Origin of the sequence: Rothia aerolata (genome assembly GCF_014635585.1) — a bacterium.
GTDB lineage: Bacteria > Actinomycetota > Actinomycetes > Actinomycetales > Micrococcaceae > Rothia > Rothia aerolata.
The window spans coordinates 262,941-287,642 of record NZ_BMDC01000001.1; the positions used below are offsets into that span (position 1 = coordinate 262,941).

At 57.6% G+C, this 24,702-nt stretch carries 23 protein-coding genes; 11 read left to right on the forward strand and 12 right to left on the reverse strand.

Annotated features, from left to right (window positions below):
• Window positions 1–90: 90 nt before the first annotated feature.
• Together tal and tkt are read right to left on the reverse strand one after the other, a co-directional pair.
• Window positions 91–1,194, reverse strand: a complete 1,104-nt coding sequence (tal, locus tag IEV00_RS01080; protein WP_188358495.1) for a transaldolase — start codon at window positions 1,192–1,194, stop codon at window positions 91–93.
• Between the two features lie 12 nt (window positions 1,195–1,206).
• Entirely contained in the window at window positions 1,207–3,318 is a 2,112-nt protein-coding gene (gene tkt / locus IEV00_RS01085; RefSeq protein WP_188358496.1) for a transketolase, read from the reverse strand.
• Between the two features lie 380 nt (window positions 3,319–3,698).
• Between tkt and IEV00_RS01090 the strand changes: the two genes are divergently transcribed.
• Window positions 3,699–4,658 carry a heme o synthase gene (locus IEV00_RS01090; protein WP_188359402.1) on the forward strand — a complete coding sequence of 320 codons (960 nt, stop codon included), beginning with the start codon at window positions 3,699–3,701 and terminating at the stop codon, window positions 4,656–4,658.
• Window positions 4,659–5,168: 510 nt separating this feature from the next.
• On the opposite strand, the gene IEV00_RS01095 is transcribed toward IEV00_RS01090, so the two are convergent.
• The 3 genes from IEV00_RS01095 to IEV00_RS01105 all read right to left on the reverse strand — a co-directional run bounded on the left by IEV00_RS01095 (window position 5,169) and on the right by IEV00_RS01105 (window position 8,065).
• Complete coding sequence (locus tag IEV00_RS01095) at window positions 5,169–6,206, reverse strand: COX15/CtaA family protein (RefSeq protein WP_445009367.1); 1,038 nt, start codon at window positions 6,204–6,206, stop codon at window positions 5,169–5,171.
• 84 nt (window positions 6,207–6,290) lie between these two features.
• Window positions 6,291–7,085, reverse strand: a complete 795-nt coding sequence (locus IEV00_RS01100) for an ABC transporter permease (RefSeq protein WP_188358498.1) — start codon at window positions 7,083–7,085, stop codon at window positions 6,291–6,293.
• Window positions 7,082–8,065: an ABC transporter ATP-binding protein gene (locus IEV00_RS01105; RefSeq protein WP_188358499.1), complete on the reverse strand. Its 984-nt coding sequence runs from the start codon at window positions 8,063–8,065 to the stop codon at window positions 7,082–7,084. Before IEV00_RS01105 ends, IEV00_RS01100 begins: the two co-directional genes overlap by 4 nt.
• Before the next feature lie 191 nt (window positions 8,066–8,256).
• Between IEV00_RS01105 and IEV00_RS01110 the strand changes: the two genes are divergently transcribed.
• The 7 genes from IEV00_RS01110 to gltS all read left to right on the forward strand — a co-directional run bounded on the left by IEV00_RS01110 (window position 8,257) and on the right by gltS (window position 15,144).
• Window positions 8,257–9,018, forward strand: coding sequence for a helix-turn-helix transcriptional regulator (locus tag IEV00_RS01110; RefSeq protein WP_188358500.1), 762 nt, complete (start codon window positions 8,257–8,259; stop codon window positions 9,016–9,018).
• Between the two features lie 48 nt (window positions 9,019–9,066).
• Complete coding sequence (gene sufB, locus IEV00_RS01115; RefSeq protein ID WP_188358501.1) at window positions 9,067–10,524, forward strand: Fe-S cluster assembly protein SufB; 1,458 nt, start codon at window positions 9,067–9,069, stop codon at window positions 10,522–10,524.
• A 2-nt stretch (window positions 10,525–10,526) separates the two neighbouring features.
• On the forward strand, window positions 10,527–11,759 hold the full coding sequence (gene sufD, locus IEV00_RS01120) for a Fe-S cluster assembly protein SufD (RefSeq protein WP_188358502.1): 1,233 nt from the start codon (window positions 10,527–10,529) through the stop codon (window positions 11,757–11,759).
• A 33-nt stretch (window positions 11,760–11,792) separates the two neighbouring features.
• Window positions 11,793–12,548, forward strand: coding sequence for a Fe-S cluster assembly ATPase SufC (sufC, locus tag IEV00_RS01125; protein ID WP_188358503.1), 756 nt, complete (start codon window positions 11,793–11,795; stop codon window positions 12,546–12,548).
• 18 nt (window positions 12,549–12,566) lie between these two features.
• On the forward strand, window positions 12,567–12,908 hold the full coding sequence (locus IEV00_RS01130; RefSeq protein ID WP_188358504.1) for a metal-sulfur cluster assembly factor: 342 nt from the start codon (window positions 12,567–12,569) through the stop codon (window positions 12,906–12,908).
• Window positions 12,909–13,092: 184 nt separating this feature from the next.
• A complete protein-coding gene (locus tag IEV00_RS01135; protein ID WP_188358505.1) occupies window positions 13,093–13,707 on the forward strand; it encodes a cation efflux transmembrane domain-containing protein in 615 nt (204 codons plus the stop codon).
• 216 nt (window positions 13,708–13,923) lie between these two features.
• Window positions 13,924–15,144, forward strand: a complete 1,221-nt coding sequence (gene gltS, locus IEV00_RS01140) for a sodium/glutamate symporter (RefSeq protein ID WP_188358506.1) — start codon at window positions 13,924–13,926, stop codon at window positions 15,142–15,144.
• 220 nt (window positions 15,145–15,364) lie between these two features.
• Here the strand turns inward: gltS and IEV00_RS01145 are convergent, their stop codons facing one another.
• A complete protein-coding gene (locus tag IEV00_RS01145) occupies window positions 15,365–16,141 on the reverse strand; it encodes a GAP family protein (protein ID WP_188358507.1) in 777 nt (258 codons plus the stop codon).
• 105 nt (window positions 16,142–16,246) lie between these two features.
• On the opposite strand from IEV00_RS01145, the gene IEV00_RS01150 reads away from it, so the two are divergent.
• Entirely contained in the window at window positions 16,247–16,858 is a 612-nt protein-coding gene (locus IEV00_RS01150) for a TetR/AcrR family transcriptional regulator (protein WP_188358508.1), read from the forward strand.
• A gap of 64 nt (window positions 16,859–16,922) precedes the next feature.
• Here IEV00_RS01150 and IEV00_RS01155 read toward each other — a convergent pair whose 3' ends face one another.
• From IEV00_RS01155 to IEV00_RS01165, 3 genes are read right to left on the reverse strand one after another with little or no spacing between them, the layout of a single operon-like run.
• Window positions 16,923–17,537 carry an energy-coupling factor transporter transmembrane component T family protein gene (locus IEV00_RS01155; protein WP_188358509.1) on the reverse strand — a complete coding sequence of 205 codons (615 nt, stop codon included), beginning with the start codon at window positions 17,535–17,537 and terminating at the stop codon, window positions 16,923–16,925.
• Entirely contained in the window at window positions 17,534–18,337 is an 804-nt protein-coding gene (locus tag IEV00_RS01160) for an energy-coupling factor ABC transporter ATP-binding protein (RefSeq protein ID WP_188358510.1), read from the reverse strand. The genes IEV00_RS01155 and IEV00_RS01160 overlap by 4 nt, the downstream gene beginning before the upstream one ends.
• A gap of 8 nt (window positions 18,338–18,345) precedes the next feature.
• Complete coding sequence (locus IEV00_RS01165) at window positions 18,346–18,930, reverse strand: biotin transporter BioY (RefSeq protein ID WP_229723003.1); 585 nt, start codon at window positions 18,928–18,930, stop codon at window positions 18,346–18,348.
• Window positions 18,931–19,063: 133 nt separating this feature from the next.
• Here IEV00_RS01165 and abc-f point away from each other — a divergent pair, with 133 nt between their 5' ends.
• Window positions 19,064–20,662, forward strand: coding sequence for a ribosomal protection-like ABC-F family protein (abc-f, locus tag IEV00_RS01170; protein ID WP_188358511.1), 1,599 nt, complete (start codon window positions 19,064–19,066; stop codon window positions 20,660–20,662).
• A 481-nt stretch (window positions 20,663–21,143) separates the two neighbouring features.
• Here the strand turns inward: abc-f and IEV00_RS01175 are convergent, their stop codons facing one another.
• The 3 genes from IEV00_RS01175 to IEV00_RS01185 form a co-directional block, all read right to left on the reverse strand.
• Window positions 21,144–21,845, reverse strand: a complete 702-nt coding sequence (locus IEV00_RS01175) for a metal-dependent hydrolase (RefSeq protein WP_188358512.1) — start codon at window positions 21,843–21,845, stop codon at window positions 21,144–21,146.
• Between the two features lie 93 nt (window positions 21,846–21,938).
• Window positions 21,939–22,904: an SURF1 family cytochrome oxidase biogenesis protein gene (locus IEV00_RS01180; protein WP_229723004.1), complete on the reverse strand. Its 966-nt coding sequence runs from the start codon at window positions 22,902–22,904 to the stop codon at window positions 21,939–21,941.
• 311 nt (window positions 22,905–23,215) lie between these two features.
• Window positions 23,216–23,665 (reverse strand): DUF3099 domain-containing protein, encoded by a 450-nt coding sequence (locus IEV00_RS01185; RefSeq protein ID WP_188358513.1) that lies wholly within the window; start codon window positions 23,663–23,665, stop codon window positions 23,216–23,218.
• A gap of 152 nt (window positions 23,666–23,817) precedes the next feature.
• Here IEV00_RS01185 and IEV00_RS01190 point away from each other — a divergent pair, with 152 nt between their 5' ends.
• On the forward strand, window positions 23,818–24,534 hold the full coding sequence (locus tag IEV00_RS01190; RefSeq protein ID WP_188358514.1) for a beta-ketoacyl-ACP reductase: 717 nt from the start codon (window positions 23,818–23,820) through the stop codon (window positions 24,532–24,534).
• Window positions 24,535–24,702 lie beyond the last annotated feature (168 nt).

Consider the following 24,702-nt stretch of genomic DNA (forward strand, 5'->3'; position numbering starts at 1 on the left):
CGGCGGTGCCCGTTGCTCATCAACGGCCACCGCCAGCTGGAATCACGGGCTGCTGAATATCAGCTTGCCCCTCTTCAAAATCACTCCGATCTAGGCTGAGGCCAGGGCAGAACGAACGGTTTCAAGCAGCTCGTCCCAGGAGGCCTCGAACTTTTCCAGACCCTCGTCTTCGAGCTTCTTGACTACCTGGTTGTAGGAGACTCCAACCGCCTCAATATCGTTGAGAATCTTCTCGGATTCATCGTAGGTGCCGGTTACGGTGTCGCCGGTAACCTCGCCGGATTCAGCGAAAGCGTTGAGGGTCTTCTCGGGAACGGTGTTCACGGTGTTCTCCGCTACCAGGCCCGAAACGTAGAGGTCAGCCGGCAGGGAAGGATCCTTGGTACCGGTGGATGCCCAGAGCGGGCGCTGCACGTTGGCGCCGGCAGCAGCCAGACGCTCCCAGCGCTCGGAGGAGAATTCCTCTTCAAAGACCTGGTAGGCCAGGCGGGCGTTGGCCAAACCTGCCTTGGACTTGAGAGCCTTAGCCTCTTCGGTACCAATCTTCTCTAGCTGGGCATCGACCTCGGAGTCCACGCGGGAGATGAAGAATGAGGCCACCGAGTGAATCTTCGAGAGGTCCTTACCGTTCTCCAGCGCCTGCTCCAGACCGCGCATGAAAGCGTTGATGACGGCGCGGTAGCGCTCCAGCGAGAAGATGAGGGTGACGTTAACCGAGATGCCCTCAGCCAGGGTGTCAGCAATCGGCTGAAGACCCTCTTCGGTGGCGGGAATCTTAATCATCACGTTCTCGCGGTCTACCTGGGCAGCCAGCTTCTTCGCCATGGTGGCGGTATCTTCAGACTTGCGGGCCAGGCGGGGGTCAACCTCAATGGAAACCCGGCCGTCGCGACCCTGGGTGGAGTTGAAGATGGGTGCGAAGACGTCGCAGGCCTCGCGCACGTCGTCGGTCATAATCTCAAAGACGGCGTCCTCAAGGTCGGTACCGGCGGCAGCCAGCTCCTTGACCTGCTCTGCATAGGCCTCGCCGTTAGACAGGGCACCGGCGAAGATGGTGGGGTTGGTGGTCACACCCACCACGTTCTTGTCTTTAATCAGTTCCTGCAGGTTACCGGTGGTCAGACGCTCGCGGGAGAGGTCGTCGAACCAGAGGGAAACTCCTGCATCGGAAATTTTCTGAGTTGAAGTAGTCAAAACTATCAATCCTTACTTGGCAGCTTCAATGGATTCTTCGGCAGCGGCAACAACTGCCTCTGCGGTAATACCGAATTCCTGGTAGAGGCGCTCAGCCGAGCCCGAAGCACCGTAGTGCTCCAGCGAAACCGCCCGGCCGGCGTCGCCCAGAATGTCGTTCCAGCTCATGCGGGCACCGGCTTCAACGGTAACTCGAGCCCTAATATCTGAAGGAATAACTGACTCGCGGTATTCCTTAGATTCGGCATCAAACCACTCGCGCGAAGGCATGGAGACCACGCGGGCCTTAATACCCTTCTCAGCCAGCTGCTTGCGGCCCTCTACGGCAATTTCAACCTCTGAGCCGGTAGCAATCAGAATGACGTCGGGGGTGCCCTCGGTATCGGCCAGCACGTAGGCACCGCGGGCAACACCCTCGGCAGAGGCGAACTTCTCACCCTCGGCACCGGGATGGAGATCCTCGCGGGGGAAGGTGGTCAGACCCTGGCGGGAAAGCACAATACCAGCCGGGTGGTCGCTAATCTCCAGCATCTTGCGCCAGGCAACCGAAACCTCATTCGCATCAGCCGGACGGACGACGTCCAGGTTAGGAATCGCGCGCAGGGCAGAGAGATGCTCCACAGGCTGGTGGGTGGGGCCGTCTTCACCCAGACCGATGGAGTCGTGGGTCCAGACAAAGATGCTGGGCACGCCCATCAGCGCTGCCAGACGAATGGCGGGGCGCTGGTAGTCGGAGAAGGTGAGGAAGGTGCCGTTGAAGGCGCGGGTGGGGGAAGAGAGCACAATGCCGTTGGTAATAGCGGCGGCTGCGTGCTCACGGATACCGAAGTGCAGCACCCGGCCGTAGGGGCTAGCCGACCAGTTCTTGGTGGAACGGGAGGCGGGGTTGAAGGACTCGCCGTCTTCAATGGTGGTGTTGTTGGAGCCGGCCAAGTCGGCAGAACCGCCCCAGAGCTCGGGCATGGTGTTAGCGATAGCGTTAATCACCTTGCCGGAAGCAGCGCGGGTGGCCAGGTTATCGCCGACCTCAAAGGTGGGGAAGGCCTCAGCAAAGCCCTCGGGAAGTTCACCGGCGGTCAGGCGCGCGTAGAGAGCAGCCTTCTCGGGGTTGGCTGACTTCCACTGCTCGAACTTCTCGTTCCACTGGGCGTGTGCTTCTGCACCGCGAGCCTTTGACTGGCGGGTGTAGTCGAGAATGTCCTGGTCAATGTGGAAGTTCTTCTCGGTATCAAAACCAAGAATCTTCTTCACCGCAGCAACCTCGTCTGCACCCAGCTTTGAACCGTGGATACCGCCGGTGTTCTGCTTGTTGGGGGCGGGCCAACCAATGATGGTGCGCAGCTCAATGATGGAGGGCTTATCGGTGACCTTCTTGGCTGCGGCGATGGCATCGTAGAGAGCCTCGACGTCTTCCTTGTATTCTCCACCGGCAGTCCAGTCTACGCGGGCGGTATCCCAACCGTAGGCCTCGTAGCGCTTAAGAACATCCTCGGTGAAGGAAACATCGGTGTCATCTTCAATAGAGATGTGGTTGCGGTCGAAGATAACAATCAGGTTGCCCAGCTCCTGGTGACCGGCCAGCGAGGAAGCCTCGGAGGTAACGCCCTCTTCAACATCGCCCTCAGAAGCAATGGTGTAGATGGTGTGGTCGAAGGGGGAGGTGCCCTCGGGAGCCTCGGGGTCGAAGAGGCCGCGCATACGGCGCTGAGCGTAGGCAAAGCCCACAGCGGTAGCCAGACCCTGGCCCAGGGGGCCGGTAGTAACCTCAACACCCTTGGTGTGACCGTACTCGGGGTGGCCGGGAGTGAGCGAACCGAACTTACGCAGCTCCTCAATATCCTTCATCTCAAGACCGTAGCCGTTGAGGAAGAGCTGCAGGTAGGCGGTCAGAGAAGAGTGACCGGGGGAGAGAATAAAACGGTCGCGGCCGGGCCAGCGATCGTCAGCAGGGTCGTGGTTCATCACCTTCTGGTAGAGAAGATGGGCAACAGGAGCAAGAGACATAGCGGTACCGGGGTGGCCGTGACCGGCGTTCTCAACTGCATCGGCAACCAGCACGCGGGTGGTATCGACCGCGAGCTGATCTTTGTCGTTCCATTCCAGCTTGTTTTCAAGATTTGGCACGTTTAAGTTCCTTTCTGTACTGACACCAGAATAAAACAAAAAACCAAGCGAAAACTTATTCAGTTTAAAATCGGCTGACCGTGAAACTCTTGACTACTTCACCATTAGGAATCAAGCGGTAAAAGGTATAGGATTATCTTGACTTTTTGTTCATTTGTCGTGCTTAAAAATGGCTGAAGATGGCGGTGCTCGGAAGCATCGCCAGCTGGCTAGGGCAACGGTTGAACAGATGTGCATTTTTCCGCAGTACGAAGCCCTCGCGTGTCTATCAAGCAACACGGGGTAACTCTGGTGGGCTAGTGCACAAATGTCTAGACAGTATTGCACACAACGATCTCGGTAGGAGCCCAACTTTAGTGAAGGGTTTTAACGCGAACAACGTGCTGGAAGCCGATACCCCCGCCCCGGCAGAGGTATCTCAGCAACCAGAAAAAATTAGCCTCAAGCGCAAGATCAAAGCCTTTGTGATGCTGACTAAGCCTCAGGTCATTGAGCTCCTCTTGGTCACCACCGCACCCACAATGATGTTTGCTGCCGGTGGTATGCCCAGCTTTTGGCTAATTATCAACACCCTCATTGGCGGTGCCATGGCCGCCGGTGCCTCTGGCGCCTTTAACTGCTACATTGACCGCGAAGCAGACCGGTTGATGAAGCGTACCGAGAAGCGCCCGCTGGTTACCGGTGAACTGACCGACCGTGAAGCTCTCATCTTCGCCTGGGTGCTGGCAATTGTCTCGATCGCCTACCTGACCTTCTTGGTTAACCCCCTGGCGGGTGCCCTGGGTCTGGCCGCAATCCTGCTCTACGTCGTCTTCTACAGCCTCATCCTCAAGCGCCGCACCACCCAGAACATCGTCTGGGGCGGCATTGCCGGTTGCATGCCCGTTCTCATCGGCTGGGCAGCCGTAGAAAACACCATCAGCTGGGCGGCAATCGTACTCTTCATGGTGATCTTCCTCTGGACCCCGCCGCACTACTGGCCCCTGTCTATGAAGTACGCCGAAGATTACCAGCGAGCCGGCATCCCCATGCTGGGAGCAACCTCCAACGCCAAGAGTGTCTCGGTGCAGGTGGTGCTCTACAGCTGGGCAATGGTCATCTGCTCGCTGTTGCTGGTACCTATGGGGGGAGCTGGCTGGGTCTACACCGTCACCGCCCTGGTCGCTGGTTTATGGTTTATCTTCCAGTGCCACAAGCTCCACAACCTGGCCGTGGCTGAAAAGGCAACCAGCCGCACCGCAATGACCGTCTTCCACGGTTCCATTACCTACCTCACCATTCTCTTCATCGCCCTGGCGATTGACCCCTTCGTGGGCTCGGCAGTGATGCCTCCGCTGTAGACATTCTTGTTTCGATGGGGGCTTCGCTCAGCCGACCTCCCTTAAACGCACGCTTCGCGATTACGCTCACTCCTGAGTGCTCGCAAGCTCGCAGCCGTATCGCTCTGAAAGCCCAACCGTACAAGCAGGGTCCCTGAGTACAAGACAATACTTGTACTCAGGGACCCTGCTTGTACCCTTGACTGCCCGGTAAGGACTAGCTTGTGCATTCCCCTGCTGAGATTTCACGAGAGGCCATTTTTATACCGAAAATCTGCCTAAAACGGTATAGAAATGGCCTCTCGAGGAACCTTGGTGGAGACAAGGTACAAGTTACTTCTTGCCGAACTATCTAAGGTACACATGAATTCCCTGGGCACATGTCTAGAAGTGTACTCAGGGAATTCATGTGTACTGAGGGTCTAGCCGCGGGAATTTGTGTGTACCGAGAGCCTATTTCAGCTCTAAAAAATCCCCGGCTCTTAACAGAACCGGGGATTTCTTCTTAGAGCTCGGTGAGCAGCGAGGAACTTAGTTCTCAGCCCTCTCCAGCGCCCGCGAGCGCTTCTTTTGCGAACCCAGGGTGAACTGGCGTTCAATCAGTGCGCTGGCCGCCCAAATGAAGAGGCCCGAACCAATCAGGTGGAGCTCCACCAGTAGCACCGGCAGGCCGGTGAAGTACTGTGCGTAGCCCACCGCTGCCTGGAAGATCAGGGTGAAGAAGACCAGCAGGAGCGAAAAATTGAATGCCTTGGGCCAGCTGTACTTTTTCGTCAGCACAAAAAGTGCCACCAGAGTTGCGCAGTAAAGCCAGACGGTCAGCGAGTGGTTGCGGGTCACGAAAACCGGGTCGAAGGCGTGGCGGTGGGTCTCGGGGTCGCCTGCGTGGGGACCTGTGCCGGTGACCACGGTGCCCAAGAAGACCAGGGCCGAGACCAGGACGACGCCCACCCAGCCCAGGCGCACCATCCAGAGGGATCCGTGCGGCGGCTCTGCTGAGGTAATGTCCTCATCTTCTCGGAAAGAGGGCTCGAAGCTACGCAGAAGACGGTTGAGCAGCACCGCGGCTACCGCAATCATGATTGCGGTGAGCACGTAGTGGGCTGTGACCATCCAGGGGTTGAGCCGCAGCCACACGGTCACCCCGCCCACAATAGCCTGGGCGATAATTCCCCAGAGCAGAATCAGGTTCAGGTTAAAGAGGTCGGCGTGCTTAAACTCTGCAAAACGCAGGCCCTTAAAGGCTTTGAGCTGGCTACCAAAAAGTAGTTTGCAGGTCTGCCAGAAGGTGATTTTCCGGCCCAGCACAATGCGAACGATGGCCAGAAAAGACAGGATGGTGACGGCCAGCAGGCCGAAGGTGAGCAGGCGGTTGCCGAACTCAATAGCGCCGTGGATACCCTGCTCGGGGGTGGTGGTCCACTGGTCGCCGTTGCAGCGGGGCCAGGTAGAGCAGCCCAGACCTGATCCTGTCAGGCGCACGAGGCCGCCGGTCACAATGAGCATGATGTTGGCAATCACCACGCCATAGGTGATGCCTTTGACCCAGCGGTTGTAGTGGCTGGGCATCAATTTATCCATGAAACTGGTGCCTGAAGCGGTCTCAGGCGTGAGCGTAGAGTGAGACATAATCAACTCGTTCTAGTGTGTGTATTATGCGGACCATTTGAAGAATTTGACGGAGAGCGCTCCGCAGAGAACTGTCCAGCCCACCAGAATCAGGTGGGGGAGTAAGAGGAAGTCGTGGGTGAGGAATTCCCCACGCAGGGCATTACCCAGTGCCCCAGAGGGTAGCAGGTTAATAATCCAGGCGAGCCAGCCGGGAAAGTTGTGGGCGGGAATCAGGGTTCCACCGCCGGCTGCTAGAAGTGCCCAGGCCATATTGACGATTGCCAGGGTTGCTTCGGCTCGTACGGTACCGGCAATCAGCAGACCCAGGGCGGTAAAGGCGGCGGCACCCAGAAGCAGGGTGGGAATAGCCCCGGCAAAGCTACCCAGGTGGGGAGTCCAACCCAGAAGTAGCCCCACGATACTTACCAGCAGCACCTGAATCACCAGCACAGCCACCACGGCGATAATCTTTCCAACAATCAGACCGGCTCGTCCCAGCGGGGTGGTCGAGAGAAAGCGGAGCACACCGTAGCGGCGGTCAAAGCCGGTGGCGATTCCCTGGCCGGAGAGCGCCGTCGAAATCACGCACAGCGCCAGCACACCGGGTACGGCAACGTTGATGCGACTGGTGGAGAATTCTTCGGCGAAGGGGTCGAGAAAGCTGGTCCATGCCATAGCCAGAAGCGCCATGATGGGGAAAGCGATATTGAGCATGAGCTGTTCGCCGTTTTTGAGCATGGCGAGCAGCTCATACTTTCCCTGGGCTAGGAGGCGGGACGCCGCCGGGGCGGCCCGGTTCTCCGAGCGAGTGGAGACGGAGGTGGTTTGCTCGGTCATCGAATCTCCCGTCCAGCTATATCAAGGAATACGTCTTCTAGGGTTCTGGGGGTTAGTTCCAGGTGGGTGGGCATGAGGTCAAGCTGTTCGAAGCTGCGCATCAGCTGGGTGAGGGTGGAGGGCTTCAGAGGGCCTGAGAGCTGGTAGCTGCCGTGACCGCGGTTAACCAGGGAGAAGGGCTGCCCTGAGCCAGAGAGCAAATCCGTCAGCGTCAGATTCTCCCGAGCCACCGTGAAGGTGATGGTCTTGGTTTCGTCGGCGGCGCGGGTGAGAAGGTCTGCCACGGTGCCTTCCACCACGTTTTGGCCGCGCTCGACGATGTAGACGTAGTCAGCCAGCCGCTGGGCGTCGTCGAGCAGGTGGGTGGTCAAAACAATCGCCACGCCCCGCTGCTTTTGCTCTTCAATAATGTCAAAGACCACCTGGCGGGATTGCGGGTCAAGGCCGGCAGAGGGCTCGTCAAGAAAGAGCACATCGGGCCGACCCACTAGGGCCGCTGCCAGGGCTACCCGCTGCCGCTGGCCGCCGGAAAGACGGCGGATGGAGGTGCCGTTGAAAGAATCGATGCCCAGTCGCTGAGACAGCTCAGATATATCGAGCGGGTTCGCGTACATGGCCGCCACGTGGCGCAGAAGCGGAAGGGGCCGCACCGACTGCGGCAGGCCGCCGTCCTGCAACATAATTCCCACCCGCGCGCGCAACTGGGGGCTGGCACCCCAGGGGTCTTCGCCCAGTAGGGAGATGGTGCCGCCGTCACGCTTGGTCAGGCCCTGGGCACAGGCAAGGGTAGTGGTTTTACCGGCGCCGTTGGCTCCAAGTAGAACCGTTACCTCACCCGGATAGGCCTTAAAAGAGATGCCATTGACGGCGCGTTTGAGGCCGGCCTCGGTCAGGGCTTCAGGGTGCTTTTCGCGAAAATCCTTAGACGGCTTGAACTCTTTGACGAGGTCAGAGATATCGAGGGCGGGCTGAGAATTCATACTGTTTCTAAATAAATCGTCGGTGGGCGGCACCGTTCCATTCTACGCGGTGGAGCTCGTTCAGCGAGGGGAGAACAAGCCGCTAAAAACTGCGAAATTGCCGAAAATCTGGGGGTGTGTGAGCAGGTAGACATGTGAAGCAAGGCTCGCCTAACTAGCCGGGCGGGGGGTAATTAGGTCATACTTTAGTTGTGTATTCCGTAAGACAAGCTCAGAAAAAGACAGCTCAGAGCTCGCGCACTGCGGAAACAGAGGAACGGACTCGTGACCGAGTTCTCCGCGGAGTTCTTACCCTCGGCCCTGTTTCTGCGGCCAACCTTGGCGAAGAGCTTAATCTGACTCCTGCAGCGGTTCGGCGGCACCTCGACGCGCTCGAAGAAGACGGTCTGATTGTGGTGGCCCCTATCAAGGCCCACGGTGCCGGCGCTGGCAGGCCAGCCCGCCGCTACGTCATTGCTCCGCAGGGGCACTCAAAGATCGGCAACGACTATCTCGATATTGCCCGCTCCGCACTGACCATGCTGCAGCAGCAGGTGGGCGACGACGCTCTTCGACTGTTCGCCTCGAGTCGGGCGGCTGAGATGGAAGCTAAGTACCGCCCCGCTGTGGAGGCGGCGGGGGAGGACGTCGCTGCTCGCGCGCAGGCTCTTGCCCAGGCCATGACCAAAGACGGTTTTGTGGCAACGGCCAACGAGATGAAGCCCGCGGGAAACAGCAGGCTTCCTCAGCATCTTCTCGCCAGCATTCAGCTGTGCCAGGGCCACTGCCCGGTGCGCGACCTTGCCGAAGATTTTCATGTTTTCTGTGATGAAGAAACAGAAATAATTTCATCTCTGCTCGGTGTTGACGTTCGTAGGCTCTCCACCATGTCAGCCGGTGCCCACGTGTGCACCACCCATATTCCGCTGGCACGAGACCTCGGCTCATCGCCGGAGCATACAGAGCAGAAATAGACTTCTTTGAACTCACCCTTCAAAGATTCCCACAAATGAAAGGCCAAAATGACTGATCAGATTGATCGCGATGCGCAAAGCACCGTCATTTCAGAAATTCTGGAGGCCAACCCAGAGCTTGAGGGCATTGGTACCTACGAGTACGGCTGGGTTGACTCCGATGAGGCGGGTCAGGCTGCAAAGCGCGGTCTGAGCGAAGAGGTTGTTCGCGATATCTCCGCCAAGAAGAACGAGCCCGAGTGGATGCTGAATATGCGTCTGAAGGCGCTGAAGTTCTTCGATCGCAAGCCCATGCCCACCTGGGGTGCGGACCTGTCTGAGATTGACTTCGACAACATCAAGTACTTCGTGCGCTCCACCGAGGGTCAGGCAAAGACCTGGGAAGATCTGCCCGAAGATATCCGCAATACCTACGAGAAGCTGGGTATTCCCGAGGCTGAGCGCGAGCGCTTGGTTGCCGGTGTTGCCGCCCAGTACGAGTCTGAGGTGGTCTACCACCAGATTCGTGAGGACCTTGAGGCTCAGGGCGTTATTTTCGTTGATACCGATACCGGTCTGCGCGAGTACCCCGAGCTCTTCCGCGAGTACTTCGGTACCGTGATTCCCACCGGTGATAACAAGTTCTCGGCGCTGAACACCGCTGTGTGGTCGGGTGGCTCCTTCATTTATGTGCCCAAGGGCGTTCACGTGGAGATTCCCCTGCAAGCCTACTTCCGTATTAACACCGAGAACATGGGCCAGTTTGAGCGCACCCTGATTATCGCTGATGAGGGCTCCTACGTGCACTACATCGAGGGTTGCACCGCCCCCATCTACAAGTCCGACTCCCTGCACTCGGCTGTTGTTGAGATTATCGTGAAGAAGAACGCTCGCGTTCGCTACACCACCATTCAGAACTGGTCTAACAACGTCTACAACCTGGTGACCAAGCGTACCCTCTGTGAAGAGGGCGCCACCATGGAGTGGGTTGACGGCAATATCGGTTCTAAGGTGACCCAGAAGTACCCCGCCGTCTACATGGTGGGTGAGCACGCTAAGGGTGAGACTCTCTCCATCGCTTTCGCCGGCGAGGGCCAGCACCAGGACACCGGTTCCAAGATGGTGCACATTGCTCCCCATACCTCATCGTCGATTGTCTCCAAGTCGATTGCCCGTAACGGCGGCCGGTCTGCCTACCGCGGCCTGGTGCAGGTGCGCGAGGGCGCCCACCACTCGAAGTCCAACGTGGTCTGTGACGCGCTGCTGGTTGACACCATCTCCCGCTCCGACACCTACCCCTACGTGGATGTTCGGGAGGACGACGTCACTATGGGGCACGAGGCAACCGTCTCCCGCGTCTCCGAAGAGCAGCTCTTCTACCTCATGCAGCGCGGCCTCTCCGAAGAAGAGGCAATGGCAATGATTGTGCGCGGCTTCGTGGAGCCGATTGCCCGCGAGCTGCCCATGGAATACGCGCTTGAGCTCAACCGCCTGATCGAACTCCAGATGGAAGGATCCGTAGGCTAATAATGTCTAACACCGATAACATCACCGAGAACCGCGCCGCCATTCCCGGCATGACCGATGAGGGCGAGAAGCTGGGCACCGAGCACGTTTCAGATGACACTATCCGCGTGGAAAACAAGGATGTAGATTCTTCGCGTGCCGGTCGCTTTACCTCCTACAAGGTGGAGGACTTCCCGGCCCTGACCGGCCGTGAAGAAGACTGGCGTTTCACCCCGCTCAAGCGTCTGAACGGTCTGCACACCGACGAGCTGGGCGCAGAAGCGCCGAAGATCGAGATTGACGCTCCCAGCGCCGTCCAGATTGAAAAAGTGGGCCGCGACGACTCGCGTATCGGCACCGCCGGTGTTCCCGAAGACCGCGTGGCAGCCAATGCTTGGAGCCACTTCCAGCAGGCTACCGTGCTGACCATTCCCGCTGAGACTGAACTGGATCAGCGCGTGGAGATTGACATCACCGGCGAGCATCTCGACCCCGCCGCCCAGCACCTGGTGGTGGAGGCTAAGCCCTTCTCCAAGGCAGTGGTAGTGCTCAAGTACACCGGTTCAGCCACCCTGGCGGAGAACGTTGAGTTTATTGTGGGCGACTCCGCGACCCTCAACGTGATTACCGTGCAGCAGTGGCAGGACGACGCCACCCACGCCTCGGCGCACTACGCGCTGCTGGGTCGCGACGCCAACTTCAAGCACGTGAACATTTCGTTGGGCGGTAAGACCGTTCGTATTACCCCCACCACCAAGTTCTCGGGCCCCGGTTCCTCCACCGAGATGTACGGCCTCTACTTTGTCGATGCCGGCCAGCACCTGGAAAACCGTCTCTTCGTGGATCACTCGGTGCCCAACTGCAAGTCGCGCGTTACCTACAAGGGCGCCCTGCAGGGTCGCAACGCACACTCGGTATGGGTGGGCGATGTGCTCATTGGTAAGGAAGCCGAAGGTACCGACACCTACGAGCTCAACCGCAACCTGATTCTTGAAGACGGCCCGCGCGCTGACTCTGTACCTAACCTTGAGATTGAAACCGGTCTGATTGCTGGCGCCGGCCACGCATCAACCACCGGCCAGCTCGACGAAGACCACCTCTGGTACCTGCAGGCCCGCGGTATTCCTGAGGCTGAAGCCCGCCGCCTGGTGGTTCGCGGATTCCTCAACGAGATTATTCAGCAGATTCGTATTGACGATCTTGAGGATCAGCTCACCAGCGCTCTCGAGCAAGAACTGGCTATCAGCAACAACTAGCGAACCGCTACCCAGACTTTTATAGGAGAAAAATTGTCAACTCTCGAAATTAAGGATCTTCACGTCTCCGTTATCCTGGACGACGAGAACTCCAAGGAAATCCTCAAGGGCGTTAACCTGACCATCAAGTCGGGCGAGATTCACGCGATCATGGGCCCCAACGGCTCCGGTAAGTCCACCCTGGCATCTACCATTGCGGGTCACCCCAAGTACCGCGTTGACTCCGGTGAGATTCTGCTCGACGGCGAGGACGTCACCGAGATGTCCGTAGACGAGCGTGCCCGCGCCGGCCTCTTCCTGGCCATGCAGTACCCCGTGGAGATTCCCGGCGTCACCATGTCTAACTTCCTGCGTTCGGCTAAGACCGCTGTTGACGGCGAAGCTCCCTCCCTGCGCACCTGGACCAAGGACGTCAAGGGTGCTATGGAAGATTTGAAGATCGACCCCGACTTCATCTCCCGTAACGTCAACGAAGGTTTCTCCGGTGGTGAGAAGAAGCGACACGAGATTCTTCAGCTGGAGCTGCTCAAGCCCAAGTTCGGCATTCTCGACGAGACCGACTCCGGCCTGGACGTTGACGCGCTGAAGATTGTTTCTGCCGGTGTGAACCGCGCTCACGAGAAGAACGACATGGGCGTTATGCTCATTACCCACTACACCCGCATTCTGCGCTACATCAAGCCCCAGTTTGTGCACGTGTTCGTAGACGGCCACATGGTTGACCAGGGCGGCCCCGAGCTGGCTGACCGACTGGAAGAAGAAGGCTACGACTCCTATCTGGGTAAGTAGTCGGAAAGGCGAGTCGAAATGACTGAAGCTAGCACCGCTCCTGCCGGCGGTCGCCCGTCGCAGGAAGAACTCGAAGAAGCGCTCAAAAATGTGATCGACCCCGAGCTGGGCGTGAACATCGTTGATTTGGGCCTGCTCTACGGTATGCGCTGGGACGACAACGGCGCGCTGATTCTGGACATGACCCTGACCACCGCCGCCTGCCCGCTGCAGGATGTGATTGAGGAGCAGGTTAAGCAGAACCTGGAACTCATGATCGATGAGTGGCACGTGAACTGGGTATGGATGCCGCCGTGGGGCCCCGAGCGCATCACCGACGACGGTCGGGATATGATGCGCGCGCTGGGCTTCAACGTCTAGTTGATTGCTGCTGAAAGCCGGCTGCCTCTTCTTCTGCCTGAGGGTGGGGGAGAGGTGGCCGGCTTTCTTGTGTTCGGGTGGGGTTGGCTTGGGCTTACTCAGCGGCCGTGATGACGCCGATCGGCCGCGTTAATCACGGCCGTTGGGCGGTTTCGCGGCCGCTCGTCTGCTTTAAACTAACTGTATGGAAGACTCTCAAGAACTTACCGCCAGTTCTCTGACTCGTTCTGCCCGGCAGATTGTGGCCTGGGTTGCTGCGCTCAACTTTGCTGGCTTTGCCATTGAAATGGTTATAGCCAGCATCATTGGCTCGGCATCGCTGTTCGCAGATGCGGCTGACTTTCTAGAAGACGCCCTCATTAACACCCTCGTTCTCACCGCCCTGGGCTGGTCTGTGGCCAGCCGCAGAAAGGCAAGCTATGGGTTGGCAGCATTGATTCTGATTCCCGCCGTCTCTGCCTTTGCAATGGCGATTTATAAGCTGGCAACTGGTGCGCCTCCTGAACCCTTCACGCTCTCAGCCACCGCGGTAGGTGCCATGCTCATTAACCTGCTCTGCGCCGTCCTCCTGCTGCGTCTACGCAGCGCCGACTCAGCACTGATGCGGGGCGCCTGGTTGGCAGCACGCAATGACGTTGCCGCCAACCTGCTGATTCTAGCGGCAGGGGTGATTTCTATATTCTGGGTGAGCGTGTGGCCCGATGCGCTGGTGGGCATAGTGATTGGCCTCATTAACCTCTCGGCGGCTAAGGAAGTTTTTGAGCAGGCGCGAGCTGAAGACCCGGAGCTGGAAGGCTAGAAACTCCCCGGGGCTCCAGTCACCGGTAAGGCGCTGAGACACCAGAAACTAACTGGTGGCTCAGCGCCTTGTTTGTGACTCAACGCGTTTTGGGAGATTCCCTGCCTTCATAGTAGAGTTTCGGTGTTGCGGGTGCGACTGACCACCCGAGATGACTCAATTCGATCAATAGCCTAGACAATTGATCTCCGCTCTATAGAGTTACTGGAGACCTTTATGACTTTTGAACTCTCAATGGTTCAGACCGCCGGTTGGGCGGTTATTTTGCTGGTGATAGGAACGCTGATTAAGAACCGTTTCTACTTCTTCCAGCGTTTTGCTATTCCTTCACCTGTGATTGGCGGCTTTCTCTTCGCCCTCGTGAACCTGGTGCTCAACCAGACAGGTGTGCTGAACGTTGAATTCGACGTCACCCTTCAGAGCTTCTTCATGGTGATGTTCTTTACCACGGTGGGCTATGGCGCCTCTATTAAGGTATTGAAGGCAGCGGGTTCGCGGGTTGGCCTCTTTCTTTTGCTTGCGACCATCCTGTGTATCTTCCAGAACGTTGTGGCCGTTGCTCTGGCGCCGGTGGTTGGCATCGACCCCGCCCTGGCGCTGATGACCGGCTCAACTCCTATGACCGGCGGCCACGGTGTTTCCGGCGGTATCGCACCCCTGGTTGAGCAGTCGGGGGTAACCGGTGCTGAGACCGTTGCCTACACCGCTGCAACTTTCGGTCTGATTGCCGGTTCGCTCATGGGCGGTCCGGTGGCTAACCGCCTGATTATCAAGCACGACCTGATGAACAAGACCTCAACCAAGGTCAACATTGATGAGTCTCTGCTGGAGAGCAAGCCCCGCCAGCTCAGTAGCGAGCGAGTTTTGCAGGCCTTCATCATGATTCTTTTTGCCATGTTCTTGGGCAGCTTCCTGACCGACGGCCTGAACGCTCTGATTGGCCAGCTCACCGATAAGGCGGCTTTCCCCAGCTACATGGGTTCCATTATTGTGGCGATTATTCTGCGCTATATTAGCGACCGCCGCAACTCTGAAGAGGGGCGGGAACTGGTGCCCACCCAGGAGATTGACGTGGTGGGTAACGTGGGGCTGAACATCTTCCTTGCAATGGCGCTGATGAATATCCAGCTGTGGCAGCTGGCTGATCTTGCAGGCCCGCTGGTTGTGCTGCTGGCGGCTCAGGCTCTGCTGATGTGGGTGTGGGCTAACTTCGTGACCTTCCGTGCAATGGGTGGTGATTATGACGCCGCTGTCATCACCGCTGGTCACTGCGGCTTCGGCATGGGTGCCACCCCTAACGGTATGGCTAACATGGCATCGGTGACCCTGAAGTACCGGCCTTCGAAGCTGGCCTTCTTTATTCTGCCGATTGTAGGCGGTATGTTCATTGACTTCACCAACCTGGTGAATATCTTGGCCTTCCTGTCTTTCGTGTAGGCTGAAGTTCAGTGCCGAGCCAAAGTACTAGCTGCGCGCCCAGTTACCAGCTCCTAGCTAGTACCTCGAAGCCCAGCTAGTACATTCTGATAGAAGTTCATAAGAGAAGCGCCCAGGGGAGAGTGTTCCTCTGGGCGCTACTTTTGTTGTTAATAAAATTTCACGAATACTGGAATTTATAGTTACAGCTTTTCGGGTTTCGATAGCCCCCGATTTATTTTCAGCCTAACAGGCCCAGCCTCGCTGCACTGGATGCCGCCATGTAGAAACCTACGATCGCGGCGATCCACAGTAGCGTCACCTTCGCCTCGTATTGCGCGCGAACCATCACCCGGTGGAGCCTGACAAACATCTTGTCTCCCGTTACCGCAACGATTGCGCCGATGACGAGCGCGGGGAGGATCATGACGATGCAATAGGAAGCCACCAACCCCATCCGCGCCGTATCCGTCAGATCCATGGTCTGAACAATGCCCATTGCTGCCAAGTATGGAAGCATGGTGGCCGCTTCGATAACGGCTGCACCCAGGGCTAGGCCCACCATTCCAGTTGCCCCGGAACTCACACCCTTGGTAAGTCTGGTGGCAAGATTAGAGGGTGCTTCGTCATCTCCCATCTCGGTCGTACCTGGGTGGGCTTCACCGGATGAGGCGGGAACGGGGGCAGGTTGCTTCGTGTCCATTGCAGTTGAGTTGGGCTTCACGGGTGAGGGTGAGAAGACGCCGAAGATCAGTAGCACCGCCCCTAAAACCAGTGTGATCCACGGAAACCACTTGGCCTGGCTAACCTGGACACTGAGGGTATCAATGAGGTTGAAGCCGAAAAGAATCGCCACCCCCAACGCGCAGTATGCTCCAGCGATGGTGCCAAGGTATGTGAGTAAGAGGTTCACTCGTACTCGGCGCCAAACAATAATGAGGGCCAGGGGGATAACGAGCGTTCCTGCACTCAGACTGTCGACGAGAGCCAAGCCGATCAGTGGAAGGATATTAGTCACGGGTTTCCTCGCGGTTGTCAATAAAATGTCATACGATCGTATGACATCATGAATTGATACGATTGTATGAAAGCTATCTGCGCTATGCAAGCCTCGAGGAGGGCAATGTCCCCAAGTAAGCACGCCACAGACCGTTCAACAGCCATCACCGGGAATGCCGCTGTTATCGCCGATTCAGCGATTAGGGTGATGGTTGAACAGGGTCTCGATGCGTTGAGTGTGCGTCACGTTGCCGCTGCTGCTCAAGTGGCACCGGGTACTGTCCAGTACCACATGGGTACGCGGGATGACATATTGGCCAAGGCGTTCATCCGCTCTGTGCAGAGACAGGAGGAGCGAACGCAACGACCTTCGGATTCGACCGATGTCTTAGAGCTTATGTGCATACGCCTGGCTGAGCTACTGCCCACCGGTCCGGTCCAGCGCGAGGACGCGGCTATGTGGGTGATCGTAGGGGCGGCGGCGTCAACGCGAGACTGGCTGGCTGACATGTATGACAGCGAGATCGCCTTATTTCGAGCACGAGTGGGTGATGCGCTTGTCGCAGCCCAGCGCCTGGATCAGCTGCGGTCCGGAATCACGCCGCAGCAGGGGGCACGCTTGGTGACAGCCCTTATCAATGGGCTGACCTTGGACTATCTTAATGCATCCGGCGATGTCACGGAGCAACTGTTGGCTGATCTTCGGGCTGGGCTGGGGCTCATTGTGAAAGGGTGAGTATGGAGGTTGAATAGCAGGGAATATGCTCACCGGTACATCTGTGGTCTACGGCTCTATTTGGTTATTCGGAGTCAAGACCGCGGGCGGTGAGCGCGTCCCCGGTTTGCTGGGCAAAGCCCACCGCAGAAATCACCCAGGGAACCATAAGCCGGTGGGGTGCGGGTTTGACGCCGCGGGCCTGGGCCGCCTGGGTGAGCACGGTGTACTCGTTGAAGAGCACGGGAATCGAGCGAATCATCAGCGCCAGGGCAAGTGCAAACCGTTCGGTGGGAATCCCCAGCTTCTTCAGCGGAGAAATCAAGGTCATCAAACCGTCAATCATGGCGGGAATTGCCGTGGTGGTCAGAAGAATCCGCGAGTAGGCAATCATGGTGAAGAGGGTTAGCAGGACGTCGCCGCCGGAGGCAAGCGCGCCGGTGAAGGTGTAGTAGCCCACCAGCACCAGTAGAATCCAGCGCAGGGGAGCGAAAGATGCCCACCAGGACTTTGGGCTAATACCCGCCAGTAGACCCAGCACCATCACAAAAAGAAAGGCACCGAGAGATACCTGCCAGCTTCGGGTGAAGGCAAGCAACAAACTCAAGACCACTAGAAGTAGAGCTTTGAGCCAGAGCGGTGCCCGGTGCATAAGGGTGCTTCCCGGTACAAAATAGCCGAAGAGTTTTTGACCGGTCATGCGCGCTTACTGCCTGCCGACTGCTGGCCCGCAGGCTCAGTTTCTTCATCGGGAAAGCCCACCGCGCACCAGTTCCGATAGATGGTGACCATCTCGGGGCCAGCACCCTGGGCAATCACCCGGCCATTACTGACGATAATCGCCTGCTGGCAGGTTTCTGCCAGCTCGAGGTCGTGGGTGGAAATCACCAGCTGTTGGTCTAGTGTGCCCAGCAGGTCAATCAGACGCGACCGGTTCCGTAAATCCAGCAGGGTGGTGGGCTCATCCAAGAGCAGGATTGAAGGCTCAACCGCCAAGACAGAGGTGAGCGCCACTAGCTGCTGCTCACCGCCGGAGAGGTCATAGACGCTGGCGTGGGCGCGGTGCCCCAGCCCCCGGGACTCCAGAAGTTCCAGGGCACGGGCCTTACGCTCGACGGGGTCAGCGATGATAGAGCGCAGCGAAAGCTCAACATCTTCGGTGGGAGTGGGCATGATGAGCTGCGCCAGCGGGTTAGAAAAGAGCAGGCCGACCCGTGACCGCACCGCCGCCTCGTGGCCAGCTACCTCGACGCCGTCCACCAGCACCTGCCCGAAGGCAGGGGAGTAGATGCCGTTGACCAGCTTCAGTAGGGAGGACTTGCCGGAACCGTTGAGTCCCAGCACCGCTGTCGAAGGAGCCTTGAGGTCGCAGGTGACATCGGAAACAATGGCCCGCTGCCCCTCAGAATCCATGCAGGTGACATTCTTAAAGGCGATACCCGCCCCCTGTGCAAAGGAAGGAGCGGGTAGCGCTGAAGAGTTCTTCTTCCAGAAAACCATCAATAACCCTATGCAGCCAGCTGCCTAAATGCTCGGTGCACTGCCACAGAAATCAGAGATGCAACAACACCCTTGATGAGGTCGCCGGGAATGTAGATCATGGCGGCGGCAAAAGCAGCGCCGAAGGAGAGGTGGCCGTTGATCATGATGCCGGCGATACCCATACCGGTGATGACCACCAGGGCAACACAGGTGGCAACAAACTGGCCGAAGAAACCGGCAAAACCGGTGCGGAACTTACGAATCAGCAGGTAGGCCACAAAACCGGCAACCACACCGGCCACCGGGTAAGACAGCAGGTAGCCTGCTGCGGGGCCAGCCAGCGAACCTACACCGGAACCACCGCCGGCGAAGACCGGCAGGCCAATAAAACCGGCAATCAGGTAGAGGGCGCAGGCAGCACCACCGCGCCAGGGGCCCAGCACCAGCAGGGCAATGTAGACGCCCAGGGTCTGCAAAGTGATGGGAACGCCCACCGGACCCACAGCAATAGCGGGCATCAGGGCGCAGGCAGCAATCAAGGCTGCAAACACAGCAACCAGGGCAATATTCATACCGGTCGACGTCGACCGAGCAGCAACAGAAGTAGTCATAGCCAACACTATAAACAAAATTGAACACCGTTCAAAATTGACTAAGCCCACCCATCTTACCCCACAGAAAACCACAAAATCCGAGTAGACTAGAACACCGGAAACAAAACCAAACGCATAAGGAAACAAACCCTTGATCACAGTCTCCAACCTCGAACTGCGCGCTGGCGCCCGCCTGCTGATGGAAGACGTAAACTTCCGCATCGATAAGGGAGACAAAATTGGTTTGGTGGGCCGCAATGGCGCCGGTAAAACCACCATGACCAAGGTGCTGGCTGGGCTGACTCTGCCCGCAGACGGTACCGTGAGCAGGAACGGCAAGATTGGCTACCTGCCCCAGGATCCCAAGGTGGAGAACATAGAGCAACTGGCTAAAGACCGTATTTTCTCCGCTAGAAACCTCGACGGCGTGGCCCGAAAAATGCGCCAGGCCCAGGAGATGATGGCCTCGGATAATCCGGCGGAGCACGCCAAAGGTATGCGCCGCTATGATCGGCTGGAGGCCGAGTTCATCGCCGGCGGCGGCTACGCGGCGGAGTCTGAGGCCGCCACTATTACTCACAACCTCGATTTGCCCGAGCGGATTCTCAACCAGCCGCTCTCAACGCTTTCGGGCGGTCAGCGTCGTCGTGTGGAGCTGGCCCGCATTCTTTTCTCTGATGCCGACACCATGCTGCTGGACGAGCCCACCAACCACCTGGACGCTGACTCCGTGATGTGGCTGCGCGACTTCCTGAAGAATTTTCAGGGCGGCCTCTTGGTGATTAGCCATGATGTTGAGCTGATGGAGCTGGTGGTCAACAAGGTGCTTTACCTCGATGCCAACCGCTGCGTGATTGACGTGTACAACATGGGCTGGAAGAACTACCTGATGCAGCGCGAGCAGGACGAAGCCCGCCGCAAGCGCGAGCGCGCCAATGCTGAGAAGAAGGCTTCTGCTCTGATGGAGCAGGCGGAGAAGATGCGCGCTAAGGCAACCAAGGCGGTGGCGGCGCAGCAGATGATCAAGCGGGCCGAGAAGCTGATGCGGGGGCTGGAAGAGGAGCGCCAGGTAGACCGGGTAGCTCATATCCGCTTCCCCGAGCCCGCTCCCTGCGGCAAGACTCCGCTGAGCGCTGAGGGGCTGTCAAAGTCCTACGGTTCGCTGGAGATTTTTACCGATGTTGAGCTGGCGATTGACCGCGGTTCGCGCGTGGTGGTGCTGGGTCTCAACGGTGCCGGTAAGACCACCCTGCTGCGGATGCTGGCCAAGGTCACCGAGCCCGATACCGGTGAGGTGGTCTACGGTCACGGCGTGAAGGTGGGTTATTTCGCCCAGGAGCACGAGATTTTGGACGGCGAGCGGTCGGTTCTCGAGAATATGCAGTCTGCCGCCCCCGACTTAGACGCCACCCGCTGCCGCACGATTCTCGGTTCCTTCCTCTTTTCGGGGGACGATGTCGATAAGCCGGCGGGTGTGCTCTCGGGCGGTGAGAAAACCCGCTTGTCCCTGGCGACCCTGGTTGCGTCTCAGGCCAATGTTCTGCTGTTGGATGAGCCCACCAACAACCTCGATCCTGCCTCGCGGGAGGAGATTCTCAACGCTCTGAAGAACTACGAGGGTGCCATTGTGATGGTCTCCCACGATGAGGGCGCGGTCGAGGCGCTGGACCCCGAGCGAGTGCTGATGCTGCCCGATGCCGTGGAGGATCTCTGGTCTAAGGACTACCAAGATTTGATTGCGCTGGCCTAGTTTTCGCGCCGGTAGAGACCTGTCAATTTAAAACATACGAACCAATAGTCTTGTATGTCTTAAGTTGACAGGTCTTTTTGTGAAGTATGGCATGGACTATGCAGACGATAGCCGTGTTTGCGCCGTCCAAAAGATAACGATTTGGTAACGAAATGGATAAATTGTGGGGGCCATTGAACCATTTACGGCGCCACTCTAGACTGAAAGTGTGCCGAGGAAGTTCCCCATAACTTTCCTAGAGGCAGCAAGGTTTTACCCAAAGCTACCAACAAAGATGTTGGCGGCAGGAGAGATAAGGAAACTATATGTTCGATTCACCTTTCGCAATGTATCCCGCAGCAGCTGACACCGAAGGTGCAGAGGTAGATGTCTTCTGGACCGAGGAAGACGACGCATAAAACTTTCGGTATCAATACAACTGATACGAGCGTCTTGCGCGAGTGGAGGAGCCTCATGGCTCCTCCACTTTTCTTTTAAGGATCTAGGCAGTAAGGGGCGGGGCGAAGCCCAGAATTTCGGCCGAAACAAAGAGAATATAGCCGCACAGTAGAAGGCACAGCGCTTTTTCCCGCCGGGAGCCGGCGTCTCCCAGAATCGGCAGGGCCATATAGCCAGATTTGCGCCAGAGACGGGAGGCAAAAGCCGGTTTAAGGGTCAGGGGCCACAGCGGGTTGACGCCGCGAGTGGTCAGTAGGTCTCCCATGATATGCACGGTAGCCCCCACACCAATAGCCAGGGGAAGGACTGCCAAAGAGTCGGTCACCCAGGCGAAGTAGCCCAGGCCCACCGCGCCCAGCCAGCCTCCCGGTGCCCCCAAAACCCGTAGGGCCAACCCGCCGGTGTAGGCGGCAAGAAAGATAGAGATCCAGGGAATACCCTCATAGGTGAGTTTTTGCGCGCCGATTGCCACGGCCCAGAAGACAAGCACACCCAGAATGGAGTGGGTGCCCTTGCGGTGGCCACCGCTGATCGCCGCAACAATCCCGGAAATCCAGCCGGAAATAGGAGGAATCGAGTGAGCAATACTGCCGTTTTTATGGTCAATATCGGGCAGCATACCGGCACCGGCGCAGGCAAGAGTGGTCACCACCAGGCTGGGAGTATCGGCAACACTCACCACCCCCAGGTGGTTGAGGGCAAGCCAGCCCGCTGCTGCACTTACGGTATGGGAATAGCCCATCATGACCAATCAACCACCCTAGACTCGGCGAAAAACAACACCAAAGAAAATACCACAGTTCGAACACATCTTCGAACCGTGGTATTTTCTCCTGCGCTAGGAAAGCTTCTCTAGGGAATCAAGATAGGCATCTTCAAGTTCCTCATCTGTTGGCTGACTTCTCTTCTTGGCCAGCTTGGGCCGAACGATGGCTTTCATATGAGCCGGCATATCATCAACCATCTCCATCTTACGGAGAAGCACCGATTCATCTTCCTCGCCAATATAGTTGCCCTCAGCGTCGTAGAACTGGCTATAGTAGGCATCCAGTTCAGCGGCCACCTGAGCATCCAGCTCATCGTTGCGCACCTTCTGACGAGCCAACCAGGCAAAAGCCACATAGGCACCGGCTGCAAAAACATACCACTGCACCGAATAGGAAAGATTGGGGCCCGTATCCAAATCCGGCTTCACAAAAGGTTCAGGGGTCACCGCAGCCGCGGGATCCTCACTCACCAGCTGCCCATACGCCTGATCATCTACATCAAGCCCGGTCAAAGCAGCAATAGTCGGCAAATGAATCGATGCAACCTGCCCCTCAACCGCAGACTTACCCGTATCCATCTCACCGTTATGAACCCGGGCAGTCACCGTTACCTCGCCAGCCGGGGGAGCAGGAACCTCACCGGCAGGCTTCGAAGCATCCATATCATCAGCAACTAGCCAACCCCGGTCAATCACAACAACATTGCCCTGAACAGTCTCAAAAGGCACCAGCACCTCAAAACCATTCAGACCCTCATAGGGACGATTCCGTACCAGTAGCTGATTCTCCGTCAGATAGTGCCCCCGCATCTCCACCGGATGCCACAGGTTAGCCTGCTCAAAATCAGAAAACAAAGACTGATCATCAGCAAAACGATAGGGCTGAGCATCATAATTATCGGTAATCAAAGAATTACGATAATCCAACTCCTCCTTACGCCCCATCTGCCAACCGGCAAGATACACACAAATCAGCGAAAAAATCACGGCAAAAATAAAGCCGGCAATCCACTTACCAGTGAAAAGAAAACGGTACACCGATAGATTCCTCAGCACTCACCAGCCTCCAAAGGCCTAGTCTGCTTCCAAAAAGAACGCGCCTTCAAAAAATCCTGCAAATACACCCGGTGCTCATCACACGCCAACCACGACTTCCGCCGCTCAGGAGCATGAATCTTCGGATTATTCCACAAAATCTCCCACCGAGCAGTCGCCAGACAACCCTTCCGAGAACACCGAAGAACCGGCAACTCATCGCTCTCAGCCGCCGCCGAAGAACCGGACAAAGAACCCAAAACATCCATCACAAACCACCCTTCACACTCAACCAAGCCGCCCAACGCGACAAACTACTTGCCGCCGTCCTCAACAACCTCGCCCTCAATCCAATCCTCACTCTGCCAATCCGCAGAAGACCCACCGGCGCCCGCGCTCGCTGCCTCAGCCTTATCCTGCTGAACCTTCTCAGCGGCAGCCAGCTGGAGCAATTGCTCCTGCGTCAGATAGGCAGAAAAATCCCCGTGACTGTGCTGACGATCATGGCCATTGGCTAACACCACAGCAATCCAGGGAAGCAAACCAGCACCGGCAATGCAGAGCCACATTACCCAACCATCGGTGTAGAGGGCACCCACAATGCAGACAATGCGCAGAAACATCTTGAAAGCGTAAGACTTAAAACGATAGTCCACGCTCTCCGAATGCCGAGACTCCGCATTGGTAATCGAGTGCACCTCAGGCTCATCAGCCGAATAACCAAAGGCTTTGAGATCATCGGCAGTCCAATATTTCTCAGACATGCACCCTCCGAACACCAACCGGCTACCTGCCAGTTCTAACAGTTTCCTTCCAGTCTAAAACTTTCCGCAAGCGGATACGATGTTAGTGCCTCATCGACCGTGCAAAAGCGCGTAAGATTGCAGAGAATAGTAGTCAACGAAAAGGTAAATCCATGACAGAAACCACTGCAAAAACCGTACTCGTAACCGGCGGTAACCGCGGCATCGGCTACGCCATCGCCCAGGAATTCAAGGCCGCAGGCCACAACGTCTGCATCACCTACCGCTCCGGCGAAGCACCCCAGGAATTCTTCTCCGTCAAGGCAGACGTTACCGACTCCGCCTCCATCGACGCAGCCTTCAAAGAAATCGAAGCAGAATTCGGCCCCGTTGAAGTACTGGTAGCCAACGCAGGCATCACCAAAGACATGCTCCTGCTACGCATGAAAGAGCAGGACTTCATCGACGTCATCGACACCAACCTCACCGGAGCCTTCCGCGTAGTACAGCGCGCCACCAAGGGAATGCTCAAGCTCAAGCGCGGCCGCATCATCCTCATCTCCTCCGTGGTAGGCCTCTACGGCGGCATGGGCCAGGTCAACTACTCATCCTCCAAGGCAGCCCTGGTGGGCATGGCCCGCTCCATCACCCGCGAACTCGGCTCCCGCAACATCACCGCCAACGTAATCGCGCCCGGCTTCATTCAAACCGAAATGACCGACGTACTGCCCGAAGAAACCAAGAAGCAGTACATCGAGACCATTCCCGCCAAGCGCTTCGCCCAGCCCAAGGAAGTCGCCCAGGTAGTCCGCTGGGTCGCCTCCGACGAGGCAGCCTACGTCTCCGGCGCCGTCATCCCCGTAGACGGCGGTCTGGGAATGGGCCACTAGTTTCTTTGCCTCGCCCCTCACGGGTAAGCGGTCGCCGGCTGACCCTCTCGCGTCTCGCGCGGGGCGCTCGCCGCGATTAAGGGGCACAAGAGTAGCCCGAGCATACGGGCCAACTGGCATCGGGGTTGGCGTTTAAGGGAAGTTGGCCCGTACGCTCACGCTGCGTGC

Bases quoted from the DNA above. Each gene is read 5' to 3' on its own strand.
- IEV00_RS01095 (WP_445009367.1), bottom strand. From the start codon at position 6,206: ATGCCCAGCCACTACAACCGCTGGGTCAAAGGCATCACCTATGGCGTG.
- IEV00_RS01100 (WP_188358498.1), bottom strand. From the start codon at position 7,085: ATGACCGAGCAAACCACCTCCGTCTCCACTCGCTCGGAGAACCGGGCC.
- IEV00_RS01105 (WP_188358499.1), bottom strand. From the start codon at position 8,065: ATGAATTCTCAGCCCGCCCTCGATATCTCTGACCTCGTCAAAGAGTTC.
- sufB (WP_188358501.1), top strand. From the start codon at position 9,067: ATGACTGATCAGATTGATCGCGATGCGCAAAGCACCGTCATTTCAGAA.
- sufD (WP_188358502.1), top strand. From the start codon at position 10,527: ATGTCTAACACCGATAACATCACCGAGAACCGCGCCGCCATTCCCGGC.
- IEV00_RS01130 (WP_188358504.1), top strand. From the start codon at position 12,567: ATGACTGAAGCTAGCACCGCTCCTGCCGGCGGTCGCCCGTCGCAGGAA.
- IEV00_RS01135 (WP_188358505.1), top strand. From the start codon at position 13,093: ATGGAAGACTCTCAAGAACTTACCGCCAGTTCTCTGACTCGTTCTGCC.
- gltS (WP_188358506.1), top strand. From the start codon at position 13,924: ATGACTTTTGAACTCTCAATGGTTCAGACCGCCGGTTGGGCGGTTATT.
- IEV00_RS01150 (WP_188358508.1), top strand. From the start codon at position 16,247: ATGTCCCCAAGTAAGCACGCCACAGACCGTTCAACAGCCATCACCGGG.
- IEV00_RS01155 (WP_188358509.1), bottom strand. From the start codon at position 17,537: ATGACCGGTCAAAAACTCTTCGGCTATTTTGTACCGGGAAGCACCCTT.
- IEV00_RS01160 (WP_188358510.1), bottom strand. From the start codon at position 18,337: ATGGTTTTCTGGAAGAAGAACTCTTCAGCGCTACCCGCTCCTTCCTTT.
- IEV00_RS01165 (WP_229723003.1), bottom strand. From the start codon at position 18,930: ATGACTACTTCTGTTGCTGCTCGGTCGACGTCGACCGGTATGAATATT.
- IEV00_RS01175 (WP_188358512.1), bottom strand. From the start codon at position 21,845: ATGATGGGCTATTCCCATACCGTAAGTGCAGCAGCGGGCTGGCTTGCC.
- IEV00_RS01185 (WP_188358513.1), bottom strand. From the start codon at position 23,665: ATGTCTGAGAAATATTGGACTGCCGATGATCTCAAAGCCTTTGGTTAT.
- IEV00_RS01190 (WP_188358514.1), top strand. From the start codon at position 23,818: ATGACAGAAACCACTGCAAAAACCGTACTCGTAACCGGCGGTAACCGC.